The sequence below is a fragment of the Sphingomonas sp. genome, from assembly GCF_035758555.1.
Lineage (GTDB): Bacteria > Pseudomonadota > Alphaproteobacteria > Sphingomonadales > Sphingomonadaceae > Sphingomonas_B.
Genome location: NZ_DASTXI010000027.1, coordinates 1 through 22,528 on the forward strand (window position 1 = coordinate 1; position 22,528 = coordinate 22,528).

Below are 22,528 nucleotides of genomic sequence, written 5' to 3' on the forward strand. Positions count from 1 at the left end.
TGTCGTGGAAACGGTCGATATCCTGCGCCGTCCAGAAATCGCGTTCGAACGCATCCGATTGCGCGACCTGGCGCTTCAGGCGGAATCCGAAGCCGATGATGATCGCCCAGGTCCAGATGCTGGCAAGCAGCAGGCCCAGCATCACTGCCTTCACCACCCAGTCGGCCTGGAGGAACAGCGCGACCGGCGACAGCGTCGCGGCATCTGCGTTCACGAAGAGCTGATCCAAACCTATTCGTCCTCCAACAGTCTTTCGAAAACGGCGAGCCATTCGCGAGGCTGACGGCGCGGCCGGCCGCTGACAGGTGCCACGAATGCCGCGAGCACCTCCGCCTCGGTCAGAACTTCCCGGTCCAACATGACTCGCTGATGAATGGTTGCACTGGCCGCCGTGAAACCCTTGATCGTCGTCACCACCACCAGCGCGTCGTCCAGCCGGGCGGGCCGGCGATAGCGGATGCTGAGGTCCGCCACGACATAATAGCCCTCGCCCGCATCGAAGGCGGCGCGCTGGTCGATCCCGGCAACGCTCAGCATGTCGGAACGCGCGCGTTCCATGTAGCGCAGGTAATTGGCGTGGTAGACGACGCCGGAAAGGTCGGTGTCCTCGAAGAACACCCGCACCGGGAACCGATGCTCGCGGCCGACCAGCCGGCCGCGCTGGGGCTGGTCCAGCGTCATATGAACGGCCCTAACGGATGCAGACTCCGCATCCAACTCGTTTGGACGGGCTAATCGAACAGTCCATCCTGCCCGTTCGAGGGCGGGTTGAGCCCCAGATGCTTCCAGCCGGGACCGTTCAGGCACCGCCCGCGCGCGGTGCGGGCGATCAGGCCGAGCTGGATCAGATACGGCTCGATCACTTCCTCGATCGTGTCGCGCGGCTCGCTGAGGCCGGCGGCGAGCGTCTCCACGCCCACCGGCCCCCCCTTGTAGATATCCGCGATCATATGGAGGTAGCGCCGGTCCATCGCGTCGAGGCCAAGCGCATCGACCTCCAGCCGGTTGAGCGCCTTGTCCGCGACATCGGCATGCACCACCGCCTCGCCCGCGACATTGGCGAAGTCCCGCACCCGCCGCAGCAGCCGCCCGGCGATCCGCGGCGTGCCGCGCGAGCGCTTGGCGATCTCGTGCGCGCCGTCCTCGGCAATGCCCAGGTCGAGCAGGCTCGCCGCCCGGCGCACCACCTGCTCCAGCTCGTCGACGGTGTAGTAGTTCAGGCGGATCGGAATGCCGAACCGGTCGCGCAGCGGCGTCGTCAGCAGCCCCTGCCGCGTCGTCGCGCCGACCAGGGTGAAGCGCGGCAGCTCGATCCGGACCGAGCGAGCCGACGGCCCCTCGCCGATCATCAGGTCGAGCGCACGGTCCTCCATTGCCGGATACAGCACTTCCTCGATCGCGGGCGCGAGGCGGTGGATCTCGTCGATGAAGAGGACGTCGCCGTCCTCAAGATTGGTCAGCAGCGCGGCCAGATCACCCGACTTGGCGATGACCGGCCCGGAGGTGGCGCGAAAGCCGACGCCCATTTCCCGCGCGACGATCTGCGCCAGCGTCGTCTTGCCCAGCCCCGGCGGCCCGAAGAACAACACATGATCGAGCGCATCGCCGCGCGCCTTCGCCGCCTCGACGAACACCCGCAGATTCTCGCGCGCCGCCTTCTGCCCGACGAATTCGTCGAGCCGCTTCGGCCGCAGCGCCGCGTCGATGTCCTCCGGCTTGCGCGCGGCGGCGAGAAGGCGATCGGTGTCGGTCATTGGTGTTCGAGGAAAGCGGCGCGGATATCCCGAGCCTGATGGATGATGCGAGCGATCAGCACTTGGTCTTCCGACACTTGATAGATGATCCGATATGGCTTGTGCGAGAAGGGTCGCCTGTCCGGTCCCAGTTCATCGCGCGCCTGCCCTGCAAAGGGCTGGCCGCGTAACAGTGCAAACACTCGATCGAAGCCGACCATGAACTCCCGAGCCAGTTGCGGGCCGAAATTTTCCTCGCTGAATTCCGCGATGGCCAGCACATCCCGCTGAGCTGCCGAGCTCAGCCGAAGTCTAGCCATCCTTGCGGCCGATGCCGGCGACGATGTCGGCAAGGATATCCTCGGGCTCGCGATCGACGACGCCCGAAGCAAGGCCCTCTTCCACAAGGGCTCGCACGCGCCGAACATCTTCCTCCAAGGCTTCCTGATCGCGCCGCACGAGATCGCGCAGATAATCCTCGGCGTCGGCATAGCGGCCGGCGGACACGCGCGACTCGACCCAGCGCTGAAGGCCAGGAGGAAGCTGGATGCTGAGTTCCGACATGCGTTCGACTATAGTCACCGGGCCGCCTTCTTCAACGCAAGACGAACCAGCGTGTCGAGACTAGCCCCATCGCCAAGCTCGTCGTTTGCCGCCGCCACGGCCGCGTTCGCTTCGGCGGGGCGGAAGCCGAGGTTGGTGAGGGCGGAGACGGCGTCGTTCGCGGTACCGGCCGCCGGCAGCACCGCGGTGGTGCCGGGACCCAACGCGAGGCCGCCGACCTTGTCCTTCAGCTCGCGGACAATGCGTTCGGCGAGCTTGGGGCCGACGCCCTGCGCGCGGGCGACCATCGCCTTGTCGCCGCTCGCGACCGCCTTTTGCAGCTCGTCGGCCGACAGCGCGGAAAGGATCGCGAGCGCGACGCGGCCGCCGACGCCCTGCACGCCGGTCAGCAGCCGAAACCAGTCCCGCTCCGCCGCCGATCCGAAGCCGAACAAAGTCATCGAATCCTCGCGGACCTGCAGCTCGGTGAACAGCATCACTTGGCCGCCGATGGACCCGATCACGGACAAAGTGCGGCTGGACGCCTGCACCAGATAGCCGACGCCGGCGACGTCGATCACCGCGTGATCCGCCCCCGCTTCCGCCAATTGCCCCGTGAGCCTCGCTATCATTGCCCGTTCTATATCCGTTCGTATCGAGCGAAGTCGAGATACGCTTCTCGACTTCGCTCGAAGCGAACGGGCTAGGGGATGCGCCGAGCGGAGCCGAGATGATGGGCGTGGCAGATCGCGACTGCCAGCGCATCGGCCGCATCGGGTCCGTCGATCTTCGCCCCTGGCAGCAGCCGCGCGACCATCGCGTGGACTTGCGCCTTTTCCGCGGTGCCGGTGCCGACCACCGCCTTCTTGACGAGCGTTGGCGCATATTCGCCGACGGTCAAGCCGGCCTTTGCTGCCCCGAGCAGCACCACGCCGCGCGCCTGGCCGAGCTTCAGCGTCGATTGCGGGTTCTTGTTGACGAACACTTCCTCGACCGCCGCGGCTTCGGGGGCGTATTCGGCCAGAAGTGACGTCAAGGCACCATCGAGCGCCACCAGCCGGGCGCCCAGATCGCGTTTGGCATCCGTGACGATCCGGCCGTTGGCAATATGGGCGAGGCGGTTGCCCTCCGCCCGGATCGCGCCCCAGCCGGTGGTGCCGAGACCGGGATCGAGACCCAAAATCAGCATATGAGGAGAGCCGTTCGTCCCGAGCGAAGTCGAGGGGAGTATGACAGGCACCGAGCAGCGCCCCTCGACTTCGCTCGGGACGAGCGTGCCTTCTCCATTTTAGGCGATCTTCTCCATCACCTCGTCGGGCACGTCGTAATTGCCCCAGACCTGCTGGACGTCATCATCGTCGTCGAGGGCGTCGATCATCTTCAGCAGCTGGCGCGCATCGTCCTCGGCGACGCCGACCTGCATGTGAGGGCGCCAGGCGAGCTTGGCGCCTTCGGCCTCGCCCAGTGCCGGCTCCAGCGCGCGGGCGACTTCATGCAGCGATTCGATCGACGTCCAGATGCGGTGTTCTTCGTCGTCCGATTCCACGTCCTCGGCGCCGGCCTCCAGTGCCGCCTCGAACACCTTTTCGGCATCGCCTGCCGCCGCCGGATAGGTGATCAGGCCCAGCCGGTCGAAGCCGTGCGCGACGGTTGCCATGTTGCCGCCGTTCTTGGTGACGGCGGTGCGGACGTTGGTGGCGGTGCGGTTGCGGTTGTCTGTCAACGCCTCGACGATCAGCGAGGTGCCGCCGGGGCCGAACGCCTCATAGCGCACTTCCTCGTAATTCTCGGCATCGCCGCGGCTCGCCTTGTCGATCGAGCGCTGGATATTGTCCTTGGGCATCGACGCCGCCTTGGCCGCGTTGACGGCGGCGCGCAGGCGCGGGTTCATGTCCGGATCGGGCGTGCCCATCTTCGCCGCCACGGTGATCTCGCGGCTGAGCTTGGAAAAGGCGGCGGACCGCTTCTTATCCTGCGCACCCTTGCGGTGCATGATGTTCTTGAATTTGGAATGGCCGGCCATGGCCTGTCGTTTCCTTTAGCTCGATTGCTGCGCCGGCTGGCTGCGGCGCTCCAGAATGGCGGCGAAGGCCTGCTTCATCTCGCGGACGGTGCGGCCGCCGATCTCGCTGCCGAAGGCGCGGTCGCGATAGGCGGCAAGGCCCGGCTGCTCGGCGATCAGCGCCAGCGTGTCCGCCGCAGGGTCGATGATCTCCATCAGTGCGAACAGCGGCACCATGATGCAGTCGGCGACGCTGGGCTGATCGCCGGCCGCCCAGACATGGCCGGCGTCGCGCGCCTTCTCCAGCGCCTCCAGCCCTGCGCGAATGGTGCCGATCGCTTCCGCGACCAGCACCGGCTCGTCGCGCATGCCGAAGACCTTGCAGACCATGATCGGCCGGAGTCCGGCGAGCTCATGGCTCGCCAGCGTCTCCATCATCCGGGCGTGCGCGCGTTCGCGGGCGCTGCCGGGAAGCAGCGGCGGTCCGTCCAGAACATCGTCCAGATAGCCGACGATCGCTGCCGATTCGGCGAGCGTCCAGCCATCCTCCTCCAACACCGGGATGCGCCCCATCGGGCTGATCGCGCGGAACTCCGGCGACTGCATCGACCCACCGAGAGGCGGTTCCACAGGAAGGTCATGGCCCTTGATGCGCGCGGCCATCAGCACGCGCTGGACGAACGGCGATGCGACCGAGCCATAGACCTTCATGTCGTTCCCCCTCAGTCGAGGCCCAAAGCGGCCTTGTACGTGTCGAGCAGCGCCTCCGCCTCCTGCCGCGCATTCTTTTCCATGCGCCGCAGCCGCACGATCGCCCGCATCGTCTTGGTGTCGTAGCCATTGGCCTTCGCCTCCAGATAGACGTCCTTCACGTCGTCGGCGATGCCCTTCTTTTCTTCTTCCAGCCGCTCGATGCGCTCGATGAACAGGCGCAATTGATCGGCGGCGACGTTGTCACTCATTTACGAATCCTCGAAACTCAGGTGAAGGCGCGGCTCTAGGCGAAGCGCGATGCCGCCTCAACCGCTTCTAAAGGCCCAGCGCCCGATTTCGCGCGACGCTCGCGTCCATCCGCGCCAGCTGCTCGGGCGTCGCAGGCTGCTGGTGCGCCGCTTTCCATTCGGAATAAAGCATGCCGTACACTGCCTCGCGGCCTTGTTCCTTGGTCAACGTGCCGCCGCTGGCTTCGGCGAGCCAATCGCCCAGGCAGTTGCGGCAGAAGCCGGCAAGGCCCATCAGGTCGACATTCTGCGCGTCGCTGCGCTGCTGCAGGTGACGGACCAGCCTTCGGAAGGCAGCGGCCGCCGCCGCGTCGTTATATTCGACCATCCGGTCCTCCGCGGGTTGATCCTCGCCGGATAGCCGGTAGGACGCCGCTGTCCAACGGGAAGCGAAAAACATATGGCGACAAGCGTCGAACCCCGGTCCCGCAAGGTCCGCATCCTGGCGACGCTGGGGCCTGCCAGCCGCAGCCCGGAGATGATCGAGAAGCTGTTCCGCGCCGGCGCCGATGCGTTCCGCGTCAATATGAGCCACGGCGCCCAGGCCGATCACGCGCAGACGATCGCCAACATCCGCGCGCTGGAAAAGACGGTCGGCCGTCCCTCGACGATCCTGGTCGACCTGCAGGGCCCGAAGCTTCGCGTCGGCACCTTCGCCGACGGCACGGCGATGTTGAGGACGGGCGCGAGCTTCGTGCTCGACCGCGACACTGCGCCTGGCGACACGAACCGGGTTTGCCTGCCGCACCGAGAGCTGTTCATCGCGCTGGAGGAAGGATCGCGGCTGCTGCTCGACGACGGCAAGCTCGTGCTGCGCGTCACCAGCGCCACGCACGACCGGATCGAGACGAAGGTCGAGGTCGGCGGGGCGCTCAGCAACAACAAGGGGCTGAACGTCCCCGACGTGGTGGTGCCGCTGGCGGCACTGACCGAAAAGGACCGATCCGATCTCGCTTTCGCGCTCGATCACGATATCGACTGGGTGGCGCTGAGCTTCGTGCAGCGGCCCGAGGACGTCGCCGAGGCGCGGCGGATGATCCAGGGCCGCGCGGCCCTGCTGGCCAAGATCGAGAAGCCGGCAGCGCTGGAACGGCTGGAGCCGATCCTCGAGCTGGCCGACGCGGTGATGGTCGCACGCGGCGACCTGGGCGTCGAGCTGCCGCCGCAGGACGTGCCGCCGATGCAGAAGCGGATCGTCGAAACCGCCAGGCGGATGGGCCGGCCGGTGGTGGTCGCCACCCAGATGCTCGAATCGATGATCAAGTCGCCGACGCCGACCCGCGCCGAAGTCTCCGACGTCGCAACTGCGATCTACGACGGCGCCGACGCCGTGATGCTGTCGGCCGAAAGCGCCGCCGGCGACTGGCCCGAGGAATCGGTCGCGATGATGAACTCGATCGCGACCGCTGTGGAGCGCGATCCCGGCTATGCCGCGCGCGTCCATTTCACGGAGACGCGGCCCGACCCGACCACTGCCGACGCGCTTGCCGAAGCCGCGGGGGCGATCGCGAAGACCGTGTCGGCGGCGGCGATCATCTGCTTCACCTCGTCCGGCTCGACCGCCCGGCGCGTCGCGCGCGAGCGGCCGTCGGTCCCGCTGCTGGTGCTGACCCCAAAGCTGGAGACTGCGCGACGGCTCGGTATCCTGTGGGGCGTGCATGCGGTGCGCACGAAGGATGTGGTTTCGTTCGAGGACATGATCGCGAAGTCGAAACGCATGGCGCTCCGTCACAACATGGCGAAGGCAGGCGACCGAGTGATCGTGATGGCCGGCGTGCCGTTCGGGACGCCAGGCTCGACCAACGTGCTTCACGTCGCGCGGATCGTCGGCGACGAGCTGAAGCGGCACAATCAGAGTTAGCGAGTTCCGTCCGTTTCGAGCGCAGTCGAGAAACGGCAGCCGCCGAGCCAGCGCTTCTCGACTTCGCTCGAGGCGAACGGGTTTTTCTACCGCTTGCGACTACCGTTTCCTGTTCGCGATCAGCGCCGCCACGCAGCTGGCGCGGTCGATGTCGCGACCGTCGGGCTGACGGGCGTCGACATAGGTGACGACCGGCTCATGCCGGCCCTTGGGGTAGAGATAGGTGTCGAGAACGCAGATCGGTCCGGCGAACTGAAGCTTGCGCCCGTCGCCTTCGCGCACGTCCAGCTCGGGTTCGCCGAACAGTGCGACGAGGCTTCGCGCATTATGACCCAGCACGCGTTCCAGACCGGCGGTCGAGATCACCGGCGGGGTCGTGGGCAGCTCGCGGGCGGCGGGCGGGCCGACGCAGCCCGCGAGCAGCAATGCCGAACCTGCGATGATGATCCCGATACGCATGCCTTTCCGCTGACCACGGCACGCCGGCTTGCGCAAGAGCCTGAAGGGCAAGGCGGTTTGACGCGCCGCCAATCTGCACTATGCGCACGCCCGACCCATTTTCCCGGAGATTTGAGTGACCGCCGCCACCTATGACGTCGTCGCGATCGGCAATGCCATCGTCGACGTGATCGCCCGCGCCGACGATGCCTTCATTGCCGAGAACTCCTTGCGCAAAGGCTCGATGCAGCTGCTGTTCTCGACCGAAGAGGCGGAGGCGCTGTACGAGCGGATGGGACCGGGGATCGAAACCAGCGGCGGATCGGCGGCGAACACGCTGGCGGGGCTGGCGGCGCTCGGCCTCAATTGCGGCTTCATCGGCCAGGTTGCCGACGACCAGCTCGGCACCGTGTTCAGCCATGACATGCGCGCGCAGGGTGTCCGTTTCGACACCGCGCCGCGCCCCGGCGAGCCGCCGACGGCGCGCTGCCTGATCATCGTCACGCCCGACGGCCAGCGGACGATGAACACCTTCCTCGGCGCGTCGCAATTCCTGCCCGCGGATGCGCTGAGCCACGACCTGATCTCCGACGCGGCGATCCTGTATCTCGAAGGCTATCTCTGGGACCCGGAGGAGCCGCGCGCGGCGATGCGGCGGGCGATTGCGACAGCGAGGCAGGCCGGCCGCCGCGTCGCCTTCACCCTGTCCGACGTGTTCTGCATCGAGCGGCACCGCGCCGATTTCCTGAAGCTGATCGCCGATGGCGCGATCGATATCCTGTTCGCCAACGAAAACGAGCTGCTGTCGTTGGAGGAAAGCGACGATTTCGAAGCAGCGGTCGCCTCGCTCTCGGCGCGCGTGCCGCTGCTGGTCGTGACGCGCAGCGAGCATGGCGCGATCGCCGTGAAGGACGGCAAGCGCGCAGAGGTCGCTGCCGAGCCGGTCGAGGCGGTGGTCGACACCACCGGCGCCGGCGACCTGTTCGCAGCGGGCTTCCTCGCCGGCCAGGCCCGCGGCCGCTCGCTCCAAGAGAGCCTGACCATCGGCGCGATCTGCGCCGCCGAAGTGATCAGCCATGTCGGCCCGCGCCCGCAGGCCGACATCAAGGCGATGGTGGAAACGCGGTTGGGCTGAGCCTTAGATCCGACGTGAAACTGCCCGTGCCCCTGCGAAAGCAGGGGCCCAGGAGTTCGGGAAACAGGCTCCTGCTTTCGCAGGAGCACTGCGTCGTTACTCCGCCGGCTTCTGCGCCAGCTCCGGCTGCAGGTTCGGGTCGGTATCCACCTCGACGATGCCGCGGCCGACATGGCTGCGGCTGCGGCTGTAGGCGAAGTAGATCACCAGGCCGATCGCGCCCCAGACGATCAGCACCATCTTCGCCAGCATCGGCAGGTTCAGATAGAGGCCGATGCAGCCGAGGATCGCCAGCGGCCCGACGATCGCCACGGCGGGCGTGCGGAACGGCCGGTGGCGCGTCGGATCCTTGCGCCGCAGCACCATCACCGCCAGCGCGACCATCGCGAACGCGAACAGCGTGCCCGAGTTCGAATAATCGGCCAGCTTCCCGACCGGCAGGAACGCCGCGGCGAGCGTGACGACGATGCCGGTGAAGGCGGTCACGACGTGCGGCGTCTTGAACTTCGGATGGACGCTGGCGAGCTTCGCCGGAAGCAGGCCGTCACGCGCCATCACGAAGAAGATGCGGGTCTGCCCGAACATCATCATCAGCACGACCGAAGGCAGCGCGACGAACGCCGCAATGCCCATCAGATCGCCCATCCGCTCGTAGCCGATCGAGCGCAGGACATGGGCCAAGGCTTCCTTCGAGCAGACGAGCGGCTCGGCCATACCGCCGGCAACGACGGACCGGCACTTTTCCGTGAGCTCGCTGGTTCCCGGCGCAAGCACGGCGCCGGCCGCGTCGCGCAGCGGCTGTGCGCCGAGCGGCGAGCCGATCGCGCCGGCTGCGACCAGCAGGTAGAAGACGGTGCAGAACAGCAGCGATCCGATCAGACCGATCGGCACGTTGCGCTGCGGATTGACGGTTTCTTCGGCCGCGGTCGAGACCGCGTCGAAGCCGACATAGGCAAAGAAGATCGAAGCCGCCGCGCCGACCACGCCATAGGTGCCCCAGCCGTTCGGGATGAACGGCTCGAAATGCGCACCGTTCAGCACCGGCAACGTGAGTGCCACGAACACCGTCAGCGCGACGACCTTCACCAGCACGAGAATGGCGGTGAAGCGCGCGCTTTCCTGCGTGCCGATGATCAGTAGCCCGGTGATCAGCAGCGAGATCACGACGGCCGGAAGGTTGATGATGCCGCCGGCATCCGGACCTGCGGCGAGCGCCAGCGGAATCTCGAGTCCCCAGCTCTTCATCAGGCCGACGAAATAGCCGGACCAGCCGACCGCGACCGCGCTGGCGCCGACCGCATATTCGAGGATCAGCGCCCAGCCGACCATCCAGGCCAGCAGCTCGCCCATCACGGCATAGGTATAGGTGTAGGCGGAGCCTGCGACCGGCACCATCGAGGCGAGTTCCGAATAGCAGAGCGCCGCGACCGCGCAGACGGCGCCCGCGATAATGAAGCTGATCATCATCGCCGGACCGGCCTTTTGGGCGGCTTCGGCGGTCAGAACGAAAATACCGGTGCCGATGACGGCACCGATGCCGAGCAGGGTCAGCTGGAATGCGCCCAGCGAGCGGTGCAGCCCCTTCTTTTCGGCGGTTGCGAGAATGGCGTCGAGTGGCTTGGTGCGCCCGAATAGCATGCGTTACGGTCCTCTCGTCGCGCGCCGACGGGCCGCGCGTTTGTGGCGGCGGAGCCTAGAGGCTATTTGAGCACACGCAAGATTTATCCGCGCTGAAGCACGGCCTAACGCGCGAGCATCGGCCCCAGCGGATGGCCGCCGAAGATATGAACGTGCAGGTGCGGCACTTCCTGGTGGCCGTCGGGGCCGGTGTTGGCGAGCAGGCGGTAGCCGGGTTGGACCAGTCCGGCCTCCCGCGCGATCCGGCCGACCGCGCGCACCAGGCCGGCGATTTCGCTCTCGCTCGCCTTTGCGGAGAAATCATCCCACGAGACATAGGCGCCCTTCGGGATCACCAGGATGTGCTGCGGCGCCTGCGGGTTGATGTCGTGAAAGGCGAGCACATGCTCGTCCTCGTACACCTTGCGGCACGGAATCTCCCCCCGCAGGATTCGTGCGAAGATATTGTCCGGATCGTAGGCGGCAGTCGCGTCAACCGGCATTGGCCTTCCTCATTTCGCGTCGGCGGATGCGGTAATGGCGTTTCAGCAACCGGTCCACGGTATCGTCGGCGGTGCGCTGCTTGTCCTCCGCATCGCTGACTTCCTTTTCCAGCGCGTCGCGGATTTCGCAGATTTCCAGATCGGTCAGATGCTCGATGCCGATGAACTGCTCGCGCGCCTTGTCGACGGACCGGATCAGCTCGTCGAGCTTCGCCTGCATCGCCGAGGCGTCTCGATTCTGGCTGTTCTGGATCAGGAACACCATCAGGAACGTGACGATGGTCGTCGACGTGTTCACGATCAGCTGCCACGTGTCCGAATAATGGAAGGCCGGTCCCGTCGCGGCCCAGACGACGATCAGCAGCAAGGCAACGATAAACGTGATCGGCTGGCCGGACGCGTTGGCGATCCGGGTGGCGATGTGCGTGAAAATCTTGTCCATTGGCAGGCGTCCGTCTGGTCGTAACGCCTGTGCAACGCATATCGGGCGAAAGGGTGCCCCTCGATCAGCGGCCTTGGCTGCGCCAGCGTCGGATCGTGCGCGCGACGCTGTCTTCCTCGCCCCCGGTGCGTTTCCACAGCTCGGAGAAGACCGGATCGCTGGACGCCGGCCGCTTGTGCTCCTCCAGCGTATCGAAGGCGACGCGGATCGGGATCGACACGCCTTCGCCGCAGACGATCGCCTCGCGGTTGCGCAGCGCCGGGATCGCATCGAGAAAGCCGCGCGAGCCTTCGGGCATCGCCGCCTTCACGAACGCCTGGTCGCGTTCGTTGTTGAGGCGCATCGCGATGATCGTGCCGCACTGCGACAGCACGCCTTCGGCCAGATCGGACGGGCGCTGGGTGATCAGGCCCAGCGACACGCCGTATTTGCGGCCTTCCTTCGCGATCCGGCTGAGGATGCGGCCGACCGACGAGCCGTCGGCGTTGCGCTCGTTGGGAACGTAGCGGTGCGCTTCCTCGCACACCAGCAGGACCGGCCGCTGCTGCTCGCCACGCGACCAGATCGCATGGTCGAACACCATCCGGCTGAGCACCGACACCACGACGGAGGTGATTTCAGACGGCACGCCGGAGACGTCGATGATCGAGATCGGCTTGCCGTTGCCGGGCATGCGAAACACGCGCGCGATGAACTCGGCCATCGTGTCCGCGACCAGCATGCCGGAGAACATGAAGCCATAGCGCGGATCGGCCTTGATCTCGTCGATCTTGGTTTTGAGCCGCAGATAGGGTGAGCTGTCGCCGGCCTTGTCGAGCTTGCCCATTTCCAGCTGGATCAGATTGGTGAGGTCGCTCAGCAGATAGGGGATCGGCGAATCGACGGTCAGCTTGGCGATGCCTTCGGCTGCCCGGTTCTTCGCCTTTGCCGCGAGCAGGCACTTGGCGAGAATGTCCCCATCGATCTGCCGGTTGGAGCCGGACGAGGTGAGGAACACCTCGCAATGCTCCTCGAAGTTCATCAGCCAGTAGGGCATCGCCAGGTTGCTGACGTCGTAGATCGCGCCATTGCCCTCAAATGCCGCCGAATATTCGCCGTGCGGATCGATCATCACGACATGGCCTTCCGGCGCCATGTCGCAGATGCGGTGCAGGATCAGGGCGGCGGAGGTGGACTTGCCGGTACCGGTCGAGCCCAGCAGCGCGAAATGCTTGCCGAGCAGCGCGTCGACGAACAGCGCGCCGCGGATGTCGCGGGTCGGAAACACGGTGCCGACCTCTATGTGCGCGCGGTCGACGGCTGCGTACATTTCCTTCATGTCGAGATTGCTGACCGGGTGCACCTCCGCTCCGGGGACCGGATAGCGCGTGACGCCGCGGCGGAAATTATAGAGGCGTCCGGTCAGCCGCTCCTCGTCGCCTTCGCCGAGGAAGTCGATCTGCGCCATCACCGTGCCGCCGGCCGGATCGAGGCGCAGCGACCGCACGCTTGCCACCAGCCACACGACACCGACCCGGATCTTGACCTGGCCGCCGACCTGCCCCGCAGTCGCGACGCTCGGGTCGCGATGCTGCGCGAGTCGGTCGATCGCTCCCTTGTCGAGCAGGATCTGCGAGTTGGAGCCGGCGATCTCGAACACGGTTCCGATTCGCGTGCTCGCACCCTGACCGTGACTCGCGGCGTCGGCGCTGCCGTCATCCTGGAACTGGGCGGGGTTAGGTGTGAGGTCCATGGACGATCCCTGGGCAAAATGGCCCGCGGGATTTACGTCGCTGCCGGTAAAGAAAGTCAGAACCGCCGGAACAGCGCACCCGCAGCCCAGCCAAGTCCGACCGACAGCGCGACGGCGAGAAGGCCATAGATGAAGCCATGGTCGGCAGCCGCACGGGCGATATATTCCTCGAACCCGGACTTCTGGATGTTGATGTCGCGCACCGCGGCGGCGATCACCCGGCCGTCCTGGATCAGGAACGTCTCCGCCGTATAGGTCCCGACCGGCACGCGCGCCGGGATGCGGATGCGCGCGCGGTAGAGCACCCCATCGGTGATCCGCACCGCCCCCGGCTGCTCGACATAGAGGTCGCGGCGCTGGCGCAGATCGACCAGGCCGCTTTCGAACCGGTTCGCCTTGTCCGGCGTATCGGCGTCGGCGGGCGAGAGCTGGAGATTGCGGATACCGAGCTCGTAGATGGCGGCGGTGCGCTCATCGACGAGCTGGTCGAGCGGACGCGAGGCCGCGACCGCGTAGAAGGCCGGGGCCGAGCGGAAGCTCGCGCTGTCGGCATTGACCCAGATGCCGGCGACCTTCTGCTTCTCGCGCACGCGGATCGGCTCGACCGGCCCCTTGACGACGACGGCGATGTCGGCCGGGCGATCGGGCATGCGGCCGCCCGGATAGACGATCGCGCCGAACAGCAGCAGCTCGGCGCCGGTGAAGCTGTAGACGATCTGGATGCTGCGCTGCGACACGTCGGGCACCAGCACCGGCTTGGTGGCGCCCAGCAGCGCCGGCGCCAGCAGCGCGAGGCAGAGGGCCGCCGCGCGCTTCACGAGGCCTGCACCGTGTAGATCTCGTCGGGCCGCCAGCCGAGCCCAATCGCCATGCGGATCGCAACGACGAGCACCAGCGCGGCCAGCAGCACGCGCAGGAAATCGGGCTTGACGCGTTGCGCCAGGATCGCGCCCAGCTGCGCCCCGACGACCGATCCGACCAGCAGCAGGGCCGCCAGCACGATATCGACCGCATGGGTCGTGATCGAGTGGATCAGCGTCGTCGCGGCGGTGACGAACAGGATCTGGAACAGCGAGGTGCCGACCACCACGCGCGTCCCCATGCCGAGCAGGTAGATCATCGCCGGCACCATGATGAAGCCGCCGCCGACGCCCAGCAGCACGGTCAGGATGCCCGTTCCAACGCCCAGCAGCAGCGGCGCAAGCGGCGAGATGTAGAGCCCCGATGCGTAGAACCGCCAACGCAATGGAAGCGCGGCGATCATCGGGTGATGCCGGCGCTTGGCCGCCGGCGCCGAGCCTTCGCGTCTTGTGTGGCGCAAGGTCCGGATCGCGTCGCGCATCATCAGTCCGCCGATCCCGCCCAGCAGCAGGACGTAGAGCAGGTTGATGACGGTATCGATCTGGCCGGTTGCCTGGAGCAGCCTGAACAGAAAAGCGCCGAGCAGCGAACCGACCATGCCGCCGCCGACCAGCACCCAGCCCATCTGCACATCGACGCCGCCGCGGCGGAAATGGGCGAACACGCCCGACACGCTGGCGCCGGTCACCTGGCTTGCGGCCGACGCAGCGGCAACGGTTGGCGGGATGCCGTAAAAGATCAGCAGCGGAGTCGTCAGGAAACCGCCGCCGACGCCGAACAGGCCCGACAGCACGCCGACGCCAAGTCCCAGCGCGACGATGACGAGCGCGTTCACGGACAGGTTGGCGATCGGCAGGTAAAGGTCCATGCAGTCCCCGATACGGTCGCTCGTGGTCCTATCCGGCGAACGAGCGAAGCGGAAGCGCGTTCAGAAATCGGCACCGATCGACAGCGCCGGGCCCGAGCCCGGCCGCGCGCGGCCGGCGACGCGTTCCCGCCATTCGACGCCAACCCGCAATGCGCCGCGCCCCACAGGCACATGCGCGACCAGCTGCGGCCCGATATCGAGCCGCGACGCGCCCGGCTGCGCTCCGCCCCAGGCACCTGCACCCGCCGCGAGCCGGAATCGGCCGGATTCGATCAACGGCCGTTCGAGCCTGACCGCACCGTCGGCGTAGAGATCGCGGCGGCTCAGCCCGACGATGCCGGCCTGACCATAGCCGTCCAGGCGCAGATCGAGCGGCAGCGGCACCTCGCCGCCCCCGAACACGCCCGCTGCAAAGGCATCGCGGCCGCCGCGGTCCAAGCCAACACGACGTTCGATCGTGATCGTCACCGGTAGCCGCCGGACCGGACGCCAATCCAGCGCGACCGCCGCCTCCTTGCCGAGCCGCGACCGCAGCGGGCCGGAAATGCGCAGCGCCGCCGAAAGGTCGGGCGCGAACGCGTAGCCGGCCCGCACACCGGCCTGGCTCCCGCCCAATTGGCCGGCTGACGCGAGCCCGGGTCCGGCTTTGCCGCGAAGGATCGCCCAAGCGGAAACGCTGAGCCGCGATCGATCCAATTTCGGCGGTGCGGCGGGCTGAGGGGGAAAGATCGGCACGGTCGGGGCGCGCGGAGACGCTGCCGATGCCGGAGCCGAATGAGCCGCGCCAGCAAGCAGCACCGGCGGTGTACTCTCCTCGACAAAGGCCTCCGGAAACACGCTGGTTCGTCGCCACGAAGGATGCAGGACGGTGAACCGGCGCGCATCGCCTGTCGCAGCGAGCGACGCGGAAGAATGGGGTTCGAGCGGCGCCTTCCACACGATCCGGCGCGGCGCTTCCGGGACCTCGGCTTCCGGCCACAACATGACGGCGCGCACGGCGGCCCAGCCGGAAGCGACGGCGAACAGAAAGGTGACCGGACCGACTCTCATTCGGCGGGGATCGCCTTGGGAAAGCTGTGCTCGGTCTTGTCCCAGATCAGCGGCGCGCCGCGCGCCAGTCGCAGATAGGATTGCAGCGCACGCCGTGCGGACGCCATCGCTATGAAGTTGGCGAGCACCGCGCGCGGGATCGAAAGCAGCCCCTCGATCGGGCCATATGCGTGCGTGACGAACGCAGCCCGAACCAGCAGCCGCCACAGCATGAGCCCGGTGCAAGCTGCGAACAGCGCCTCTTCTGCCGCGGTGAAAGCAGGCGCGCGGCCTGCCCGATCCAATGCCGTCCAGCTCGCGAGCGACACATAGGCGCAGAGCAGCACCAGTGCGGCGAGAATCGCACGGCGATCGCGGAAACGCATCCAGTGTTCGGCGAAGCTGCCGCGCCAGCCGAGCCGCGTCCAGCCCGACAGCGCGATGCCTGCCTGCCACCGCGCCTTCTGGCGAACCGCCGCCGCGATCGTGTCCGGGAAATGCGCGCGCACCGCGACCGCGGCGCCGTCGGCCTTGCCGGGCAGGCGCACGAAGATGCCCCGTCCTCCCATCTCGCGAATGCGCAGCCCGAGTTCGTAATCCTCGGTAACGCTGTCTTCGTCGAACGGGGAACCGTGGCGCTCCGCGATCCGCTCCAGCGCCGCGCGCGAGAATCCGCAGCCGACCCCGGCCGCTGGCACACCGGCGCCGATCGCCTCCCGCACGATCAGCGTCTTGGCATGGCTTTCGGCGAACTCGTCGGCGTAGGTGCTGGAAACGGCGCGCGCCCACCAGCCGCGGCCCCGCTCGATCAGCGGCAGCACCGGCAGCTGGACCAGATCGAAGCGCCCGCACAGCGCCGCATAGATGCCGATCTCGGCCGGATGGACCACGTCTTCGGCATCGTGCAGCGCCACTGCAACGACGGGCACCCCATCATTCAGCAGAGCGCGCCACATCGCGTTCAGGTTGTCGGCCTTGGTGGTCGGGCCGGGGCGCGAATTGAGCACGAGGCGGACCTTGGCGCTACGCGCCGCCACAGCCTCGACTGCCGCCAGCGTCTCGGGATCGTTCGGATAACAGCCGACATAGATGCGGCAGTCTGCGTCGCGCCACCGCGCGAGCGCCGTCTCCAGCATCGGGCCGATCACGGCCGCTTCGCGCCAGGCGGGAACGAAGACCGCAACCGTTCCGGAGCCGCGAACCTGACCGGCATCGCTTCGCGCATGGCGGGTGTAGATGACGGCACGCCGCCACAGCGTGCGTGCAAGCCAGATCAGGTCGACCGCCAGATCGTCGAGCCCGCCGAGCGCAATGCCGACGGCTGCAAACAATGCCAGTTCATGCGTCGCCTGGGCGACGGCCCAGACGGCGCCTTCGGCAACCCCCATGCCGAATCCCCCCGTTCGTTACGGGGTCATCTCGTTTTTTGCCCGGCAGCGCAAGCCTTTAGCGGGCGAGCGCTTCTTCGGCAGCAGTGAAGGCGGAGCGGCCCTTCGGCGCATCGTCGGGAACGGCCGTGACAAAATTGGCGATGCCTTGCCCGCTCTGCCGATCGATCCACAGGCCGGAGCGCAAGCCATAAGCGTCGCCGGAATGGCCGATGCGCTGCACCTCATCGCCGAACGGATCATCCCTGCAGCCCGTCGTGGCGAGCAGGTGCACGGCCAGGCCGTAACGGCAATAATAGCCGTTTTCGGTCTCGCCGTTGCTGCCGTCGAAGCGCCATTCGGGACCGGCCAGCAGCGCGACCGAAGCCGGCGACAGGAACCCGTCGCCATCCTTCAGCAGCATTTGCCCGATCCGCGCCAACCCCGTTGCCGAGATGCGCGCGCCGCCCTGCGGACTGAACAACGCCCCATTGCTGCCGAGGACGTAACGGGAAAGGTCGCAGGCCGGATCGGGCGACAACACCGGGCAGTCGGGCCGCACCCCATTCAGATCGTCGCGCCGCACCGCGCCCTTCTCGTCGCGCAACGTGACCGCGCGGGCGACGGCGGCATTGCTGCAGGTCGTCCAGTTGAAGCAGGCGTCGATCTTCAGCGGCGCGAACACCAGCCGCGCCATCAGCTTGTCGAACCGCTCACCCGCCGCGGCTTCCATCACCGACGCGACCACGGGGAAGTTTATGTTGCCGTATCGGAAGAAGCTGCCGGGAGGATGTTCCGCATCCCAGGCCTTCGGATCGGCCAGCGTCTCGCGCAGCGTCGTCCCCAGCGGGATCGCATAGTCGACATCGTCCTTCAGGCTCGACGTGTGGGACAGCAGCAGCCGCAGCGTGATCGGCCGGTCGGGAAAATTCGGGTTGCGCAAGGACCAGCCGAGCCAGCGCGAGACGTCGCTGTCCAGGTCGAGCGTGCCGGCTTCGACCAGCCGCATCACGCCGAGCGCGGTGATCAGCTTCGAGATCGAGGCAATCCGCACGGGATCGTCAGGCCCCGCGCCTCGTCCCTCCGCGCCCGTGATTCGGTCACGATCGAAGGCGACCCGCACCGCCACGCTCGGCGGGCTTGGCCGCGGCAGGCTGGCACAGGCCGACAGCAAAGCGGTTGCGGCAACGATCAGGAGCCTTATGCGGGTCATTTCGGGCGGAGAATGGCGGCAGAAGATGGGGCGCGCAATCGGGCGGGTGCTGAAATGGCTGGGGACCGGCGTGCTGTTCGCGATCGTGGCACTCTGCCTTGCGATCGTGCTGGTGCCGCCATTCCTCGACCGCGTCTATTATCGCGGGCCCGTCAGCAGCCATTTCGACGGGAAGCGATTCTTCAATCCCGACGTGGAGGACACGTTCCGACCGCCCGCCGGCCGCAGCCGGGGCGGGTTCTTCTGGCGATTCGTAACCGGCAGCGACGATCGCCCGCCCTGGCCCGAGCAGGTCGCGGTAACGCCAAGCCGTCCGCCGGCGCACGTCGAGGGCGAGCGGATGCTGGTCACGTGGATCGGCCACGCGTCTGTGCTGGTGCAGACGGCTGGGCTCAACATCCTGACCGATCCGGTGTGGAGCGACACCGCCGGCCCGTTCGGCTTCGGACCGCGCCGCGTCACCCGACCGGGCGTGGGTTTCGAGGAATTGCCGAAAATCGATCTCATCCTCCTCAGCCACAACCATTACGACCATCTCGACCTGCCGATGCTGGAACGGCTCTGGAAACGCGACCGGCCGCTGATCGTCACCAGCCTCGGCAACGACGCGATCTTGCGCAGCCGCGGGATCGAGAGCGTGGCGCGCGACTGGGGCGGACGCGTCCGCGGCCATGGCGCAATCGATGTAATCGTCACCCGCAACCACCACTGGGACAGCCGCTGGCTCACCGACCGCAATCGTGCTCTGTGGTCGAGCTTCGTGGTGCGGCTGCCGAGCGGCGGCAACCTGTTCTTCGCCGGGGACACCGGCCTGGGCGACGGCAAATGGCCGGAAGAGGCGGCGCGCTATGGCCCGATCCGGCTGGCGCTGATCCCGATCGGCGCGTTCCGCTTCGCACCGGGTCAGATGGGCATCGGCAGCCATATTGGCCCGATCGACGCCGCGACCGTGTTCCAGCGCCTCGGCGCCGCGCGCGCGATCGGCATCCACTGGGGCACGTTCCGCCTCAGCTACGAAGCCTATGACACGCCCCCCAAACTGCTCCGCGAGGTGATGCGTTGTCGGGGCTATCCGGCCGGCCTGTTCGATACAGTCACCATCGGCCGTCCGGTCGAGATCGCGCCCTATGCAGCGCCGCCCGCTGCGCCCCCGCTCGACCCGGCTTGCCTCGACACCCCAGCCGTGCAAGCGCTCCGCTGACCATGCCGGCGTCCCGGTCTCTCGCGCTTCCATTCGCCGCCGCGTGCCTGGGCATCGCCAGCTACACCGCGATGGACGCAGTGATGAAGGGCCTGTCGCTGTCGATCGGCGCCTATAACGCGACGCTGTGGCGGACGATCGCCGGCTCGCTGCTCGGCGGCGCGCTGTTCTTCGCTCGCGGCCTGCCGCTTCCGCCCCGGAGCACGCTCAGGCTTCATTTCCTGCGCGGCGGCATCGTGTCGGTGATGGCGATCCTATGGTTCTGGGGCATCACGATGGTCCCACTGGCGGAAGCAATCGCGTTGTCCTTCATCGCGCCGCTGATCGCGCTCTATCTCGCCAGCCTGATTCTCGGCGAGACGATCCGGCCGCAGGCGATTCTCGGCTCCGTGCTCGGCCTGTCCGGGGTCAGCGTGATGCTCGCGACGCGGGCGAGCGGTCATTACGGCGCCGACGCGCTGACCGGCGCCGGCGCGATCCTGTGTTCCGCCGTGCTCTACGCGTTCAACCTGGTGCTGATGCGCAAGCAGGCGCTGGTCGCCTCGCCGATCGAGGTCGGCTTTTTCCAGAATCTAACCACCGGCCTGTTCCTGATGCTGGCCGCGCCCTTCTTCCTGCGCGTGCCTGCGGCCGAGCATTTCCCGCCGATCCTGCTTGCCGCCAGCCTGGCGGTATTTTCCCTGCTCGTCCTCTCCTGGGCCTATGCGCGGGCGGAGGCGCAATCCCTGCTGGTCGTCGAATATACCGGCTTCGGCTGGGGCGCATTCTTCGGCTGGCTTGTGTTCGGCGAAGCGATCCGCCCGGCGGTGCTTGCCGGAACAGCCCTTATCATCCTTGGCTGCTACATCGCCGTTCGCGCGCCGCGCAGCCCGAAGGAAATGGCATTGGAGGCCAATCTGTGACGCTGGAAATCCGTTGGGTCAGGCCGGGCGACGAAGCCGAGGTGCTGCGCCTCGTCAAAGGCCTCGCCGTCTATGAACGCGCGCCCGACGCCGTGCAGACGACCGAGGCGATGCTGACCGAGACGCTGTTCGGCGCGAACCCGCAGGTCTTCGCATTTCTTGCCGAGCTGGACGGCAGGGTCGCTGGCCTGGCGCTCTGGTTTCTGACCTACTCGACCTGGACCGGCCGGCCGAGCCTCTATCTGGAGGATTTGTTCGTCGACGAAGTGGCCCGCGGCAACGGCGTCGCGCGCGCGCTGATGAAGCGGCTCGCCCAGGAAGCAAAGGTGCGCGGCTGCGCCCGGATGGACTGGGCCGTGCTCGACTGGAATGTCGACGCAATGGCCTTTTACGAGCGCATCGGAGCGCGGGGGCAGACCGGGTGGGAACCGTGGCGGCTGCACGGCGAGGCGCTTGACCGGCTGGCGAACGGCTGATGGCCTGGGCGCTGCTGATCCTGGGCGGGCTGTTCGAAGTGGGCTTCACCACCTGCCTGCGCTTCGTCGACGGCTTCAGGAACCTGCCCTGGACGATCGGCTTCCTTGTTTCCGTCAGCCTGTCGATGGGGTTGCTGGAGGTTGCTTCCCGCTCGATCCCGATGGGGACGGCCTATGCGGTCTGGGGCGGCATCGGCGCGGTCGGGACAGTGCTGGCCGGCATCTGGTTTTTCGGCGAGGCGGCGACGCCGCTGCGCATCCTGCTGATCTTCGCGATCGTCGCCTGCATCGCCGGTCTCAAGCTGGTCGCCTGAGCTCCCGCCGCGCGATCAGAGCGATCGGCAGCCCGACCAGCACCATGTGCGTGAACAAGGTGCCGATCAGAAGCGGCCGGTTGTCTTTCGGCCGGACCGCGCTGAATGCCTCCGACAGACGGGCAAACGCTTCGGAGGAGTCGGCAGGGAAATGCCCGCTTGCATGGGCAGCAGAAAGGGGCGCAACGACGTAGTTCATCGCGACATAGAGGCCGAAGCCGTAGACGAGGCCCCACAGCACCGGGCGAGCGACCAGACCCGGCCAACGCCGTGCGGCCAGCACGAACGCCGCCGCCATGCAGGTCGCGATTCCAAAATGGGTGGCGAGGCCGAGCAACGCGGTCGGCCAGCCGCCCGCCATCGAATCGGTCCGTCCGACCCATCCGGCGGCGACCGATTGCAGCACTTGCTGCGGGGCGAGGCCGAACGGCGGCATGCCATAGACGATGATCGCGTAGAGAATGTCGAGCGCGCCCGCGACGAGGCCGCCGATCCAGATTGTCCGCCCCGTGCGCATGCGCTGACCTCCCCCGATTGCCGGCGAACCGTAGCGGCGCGCGCCGGCCGCGCAATCGCGGCTTCGACGAACGACGGTATGCAGCGTGCAAGCGGCGTGGCGAAGCCACGCCGTCGGTCCTCGCTTTGGCGAGGCCGGCCGCGCTTGCGCATGGCCGAAATAGCCGCAGGCTATTTCGGGCCTGCGCTGCTGCGCTGGAGCGGGCGAAGGGATTCGAACCCTCGACCCCGACCTTGGCAAGGTCGTGCTCTACCCCTGAGCTACGCCCGCTCTGGCGTTTGGCCCAACATGTCGTCGGGCGGGTGAGGCGGGGCCAATAGCGGGCGACGCCCCCCTGCGCAAGCCCCTTGGCAGCGCGCCCCTTTCCCCCACATAGGGGCGGCAACAACGGAGCAGACATGGCCAGTTTGGGATTGAGCCCCGCCGAGAAGGACGCGATCGACGCGTTCAAGCGCGATGTGGTCGAGCCGTCGATGACGCAGCTCGTCGTCCTCGATTTCTGGGCGGAATGGTGCGGCCCGTGCAAGGCGCTGGCGCCCGTGCTGGAGAAGGTCGCGGCCGACTATGCCGATCGCGGCGTCGTGCTGAAGAAGATCAACGTCGACGAGAATCAGCTGATCGCCGCGCAATTCCGCGTCCAGTCGATCCCGACCGTCTATGCGCTGTTCCAGGGCCAGCTGGTCGCCGACCTGACGCCGGCGCGGACGGAAAAGCAATTCGCCCAATATCTGGACCAGCTGCTGAAGCAGCTGCCGATCCAGGGGGAAGCACAG

General features: G+C 67.2%; 28 protein-coding genes, 1 tRNA gene and 1 pseudogene. 7 read left to right on the forward strand and 23 right to left on the reverse strand.

The genetic code is table 11. The features are described 5' to 3' along the window. From VFT73_RS01610 to VFT73_RS01660, 11 genes and pseudogenes are all read right to left on the reverse strand, one after another. Positions 1 to 214: pseudogene (locus VFT73_RS01610) on the reverse strand (Tol-Pal system subunit TolQ); the annotation flags it as partial. Between the two features lie 17 nt (positions 215 to 231). Next, positions 232 to 681, reverse strand: a complete 450-nt coding sequence (locus VFT73_RS01615; protein WP_326408389.1) for a YbgC/FadM family acyl-CoA thioesterase — start codon at positions 679 to 681, stop codon at positions 232 to 234. A 50-nt stretch (positions 682 to 731) separates the two neighbouring features. Further along, complete coding sequence (gene ruvB / locus VFT73_RS01620) at positions 732 to 1,754, reverse strand: Holliday junction branch migration DNA helicase RuvB (protein WP_326408390.1); 1,023 nt, start codon at positions 1,752 to 1,754, stop codon at positions 732 to 734. Further along, positions 1,751 to 2,161, reverse strand: a complete 411-nt coding sequence (locus tag VFT73_RS01625; protein ID WP_326408392.1) for a type II toxin-antitoxin system RelE/ParE family toxin — start codon at positions 2,159 to 2,161, stop codon at positions 1,751 to 1,753. The genes ruvB and VFT73_RS01625 overlap by 4 nt, the downstream gene beginning before the upstream one ends. Then, a complete protein-coding gene (locus VFT73_RS01630; RefSeq protein WP_326408393.1) occupies positions 2,046 to 2,315 on the reverse strand; it encodes a type II toxin-antitoxin system ParD family antitoxin in 270 nt (89 codons plus the stop codon). Before VFT73_RS01630 ends, VFT73_RS01625 begins: the two co-directional genes overlap by 116 nt. Then, positions 2,312 to 2,908 (reverse strand): Holliday junction branch migration protein RuvA, encoded by a 597-nt coding sequence (ruvA, locus tag VFT73_RS01635; RefSeq protein WP_326408394.1) that lies wholly within the window; start codon positions 2,906 to 2,908, stop codon positions 2,312 to 2,314. The genes VFT73_RS01630 and ruvA overlap by 4 nt, the downstream gene beginning before the upstream one ends. A 71-nt stretch (positions 2,909 to 2,979) precedes the next feature. Further along, positions 2,980 to 3,465 carry a crossover junction endodeoxyribonuclease RuvC gene (gene ruvC / locus VFT73_RS01640; RefSeq protein ID WP_326408396.1) on the reverse strand — a complete coding sequence of 162 codons (486 nt, stop codon included), beginning with the start codon at positions 3,463 to 3,465 and terminating at the stop codon, positions 2,980 to 2,982. Positions 3,466 to 3,564: 99 nt separating this feature from the next. After that, positions 3,565 to 4,299: a YebC/PmpR family DNA-binding transcriptional regulator gene (locus VFT73_RS01645; protein ID WP_326408397.1), complete on the reverse strand. Its 735-nt coding sequence runs from the start codon at positions 4,297 to 4,299 to the stop codon at positions 3,565 to 3,567. A 15-nt stretch (positions 4,300 to 4,314) separates the two neighbouring features. Beyond that, positions 4,315 to 4,989 (reverse strand): glutathione S-transferase family protein, encoded by a 675-nt coding sequence (locus tag VFT73_RS01650; RefSeq protein ID WP_326408398.1) that lies wholly within the window; start codon positions 4,987 to 4,989, stop codon positions 4,315 to 4,317. Between the two features lie 11 nt (positions 4,990 to 5,000). Beyond that, positions 5,001 to 5,240, reverse strand: a complete 240-nt coding sequence (locus tag VFT73_RS01655; protein ID WP_326408400.1) for a DUF2312 domain-containing protein — start codon at positions 5,238 to 5,240, stop codon at positions 5,001 to 5,003. A 67-nt stretch (positions 5,241 to 5,307) separates the two neighbouring features. Then, positions 5,308 to 5,607, reverse strand: a complete 300-nt coding sequence (locus VFT73_RS01660; protein ID WP_326408401.1) for a DUF1244 domain-containing protein — start codon at positions 5,605 to 5,607, stop codon at positions 5,308 to 5,310. Positions 5,608 to 5,679: 72 nt separating this feature from the next. On the opposite strand from VFT73_RS01660, the gene pyk reads away from it, so the two are divergent. Beyond that, positions 5,680 to 7,140, forward strand: a complete 1,461-nt coding sequence (gene pyk / locus VFT73_RS01665; RefSeq protein ID WP_326408402.1) for a pyruvate kinase — start codon at positions 5,680 to 5,682, stop codon at positions 7,138 to 7,140. Positions 7,141 to 7,239: 99 nt separating this feature from the next. Here pyk and VFT73_RS01670 read toward each other — a convergent pair whose 3' ends face one another. After that, positions 7,240 to 7,599: a hypothetical protein gene (locus tag VFT73_RS01670; protein ID WP_326408403.1), complete on the reverse strand. Its 360-nt coding sequence runs from the start codon at positions 7,597 to 7,599 to the stop codon at positions 7,240 to 7,242. Positions 7,600 to 7,714: 115 nt separating this feature from the next. Here VFT73_RS01670 and VFT73_RS01675 point away from each other — a divergent pair, with 115 nt between their 5' ends. Then, entirely contained in the window at positions 7,715 to 8,713 is a 999-nt protein-coding gene (locus tag VFT73_RS01675) for an adenosine kinase (RefSeq protein ID WP_326408404.1), read from the forward strand. 96 nt (positions 8,714 to 8,809) lie between these two features. On the opposite strand, the gene VFT73_RS01680 is transcribed toward VFT73_RS01675, so the two are convergent. The 9 genes from VFT73_RS01680 to VFT73_RS01720 form a co-directional block, all read right to left on the reverse strand. Further along, positions 8,810 to 10,351 (reverse strand): amino acid permease, encoded by a 1,542-nt coding sequence (locus tag VFT73_RS01680; protein WP_326408405.1) that lies wholly within the window; start codon positions 10,349 to 10,351, stop codon positions 8,810 to 8,812. A 104-nt stretch (positions 10,352 to 10,455) separates the two neighbouring features. Next, positions 10,456 to 10,833, reverse strand: coding sequence for a histidine triad nucleotide-binding protein (locus tag VFT73_RS01685; protein ID WP_326408406.1), 378 nt, complete (start codon positions 10,831 to 10,833; stop codon positions 10,456 to 10,458). Continuing rightward, complete coding sequence (locus VFT73_RS01690) at positions 10,823 to 11,275, reverse strand: low affinity iron permease family protein (RefSeq protein ID WP_326408407.1); 453 nt, start codon at positions 11,273 to 11,275, stop codon at positions 10,823 to 10,825. The genes VFT73_RS01685 and VFT73_RS01690 overlap by 11 nt, the downstream gene beginning before the upstream one ends. Before the next feature lie 64 nt (positions 11,276 to 11,339). Beyond that, positions 11,340 to 13,007, reverse strand: a complete 1,668-nt coding sequence (locus VFT73_RS01695) for an ATP-binding protein (protein WP_326408408.1) — start codon at positions 13,005 to 13,007, stop codon at positions 11,340 to 11,342. Between the two features lie 56 nt (positions 13,008 to 13,063). Next, entirely contained in the window at positions 13,064 to 13,825 is a 762-nt protein-coding gene (locus VFT73_RS01700) for a TIGR02186 family protein (RefSeq protein ID WP_326408410.1), read from the reverse strand. After that, positions 13,822 to 14,736, reverse strand: a complete 915-nt coding sequence (locus tag VFT73_RS01705) for a sulfite exporter TauE/SafE family protein (RefSeq protein ID WP_326408411.1) — start codon at positions 14,734 to 14,736, stop codon at positions 13,822 to 13,824. The genes VFT73_RS01700 and VFT73_RS01705 overlap by 4 nt, the downstream gene beginning before the upstream one ends. Positions 14,737 to 14,796: 60 nt before the next feature. Next, positions 14,797 to 15,786, reverse strand: coding sequence for a hypothetical protein (locus VFT73_RS01710; protein ID WP_326408412.1), 990 nt, complete (start codon positions 15,784 to 15,786; stop codon positions 14,797 to 14,799). Further along, on the reverse strand, positions 15,783 to 17,153 hold the full coding sequence (locus VFT73_RS01715) for a glycosyl transferase family protein (protein WP_326408413.1): 1,371 nt from the start codon (positions 17,151 to 17,153) through the stop codon (positions 15,783 to 15,785). Before VFT73_RS01715 ends, VFT73_RS01710 begins: the two co-directional genes overlap by 4 nt. A gap of 58 nt (positions 17,154 to 17,211) precedes the next feature. Then, entirely contained in the window at positions 17,212 to 18,345 is a 1,134-nt protein-coding gene (locus tag VFT73_RS01720) for a serine hydrolase (protein WP_326408414.1), read from the reverse strand. Between the two features lie 25 nt (positions 18,346 to 18,370). Here VFT73_RS01720 and VFT73_RS01725 point away from each other — a divergent pair, with 25 nt between their 5' ends. From VFT73_RS01725 to VFT73_RS01740, 4 genes are read left to right on the forward strand one after another with little or no spacing between them, the layout of a single operon-like run. Further along, positions 18,371 to 19,546: an MBL fold metallo-hydrolase gene (locus tag VFT73_RS01725; RefSeq protein ID WP_326408415.1), complete on the forward strand. Its 1,176-nt coding sequence runs from the start codon at positions 18,371 to 18,373 to the stop codon at positions 19,544 to 19,546. Positions 19,547 to 19,548: 2 nt separating this feature from the next. After that, the gene (locus tag VFT73_RS01730) at positions 19,549 to 20,448 is read left to right on the forward strand and encodes a DMT family transporter (RefSeq protein ID WP_326408416.1); all 900 of its coding nucleotides are present in this window, start codon (positions 19,549 to 19,551) and stop codon (positions 20,446 to 20,448) included. After that, entirely contained in the window at positions 20,445 to 20,924 is a 480-nt protein-coding gene (locus tag VFT73_RS01735; protein WP_326408417.1) for a GNAT family N-acetyltransferase, read from the forward strand. Before VFT73_RS01730 ends, VFT73_RS01735 begins: the two co-directional genes overlap by 4 nt. Continuing rightward, on the forward strand, positions 20,924 to 21,238 hold the full coding sequence (locus tag VFT73_RS01740; protein ID WP_326408418.1) for a multidrug efflux SMR transporter: 315 nt from the start codon (positions 20,924 to 20,926) through the stop codon (positions 21,236 to 21,238). The genes VFT73_RS01735 and VFT73_RS01740 overlap by 1 nt, the downstream gene beginning before the upstream one ends. Here the strand turns inward: VFT73_RS01740 and VFT73_RS01745 are convergent. Both VFT73_RS01745 and VFT73_RS01750 read right to left on the reverse strand, forming a co-directional pair. Further along, the gene (locus VFT73_RS01745) at positions 21,222 to 21,755 is read right to left on the reverse strand and encodes a hypothetical protein (RefSeq protein ID WP_326408419.1); all 534 of its coding nucleotides are present in this window, start codon (positions 21,753 to 21,755) and stop codon (positions 21,222 to 21,224) included. The two genes, VFT73_RS01740 and VFT73_RS01745, sit on opposite strands and share 17 nt — an antisense overlap. A gap of 195 nt (positions 21,756 to 21,950) precedes the next feature. Next, positions 21,951 to 22,025 (reverse strand) — tRNA-Gly (locus VFT73_RS01750). 128 nt (positions 22,026 to 22,153) lie between these two features. Here VFT73_RS01750 and VFT73_RS01755 point away from each other — a divergent pair. Next, on the forward strand, positions 22,154 to 22,528 hold a 375-nt coding region (locus VFT73_RS01755), incomplete at its 3' end, for a thioredoxin family protein (RefSeq protein ID WP_326408420.1).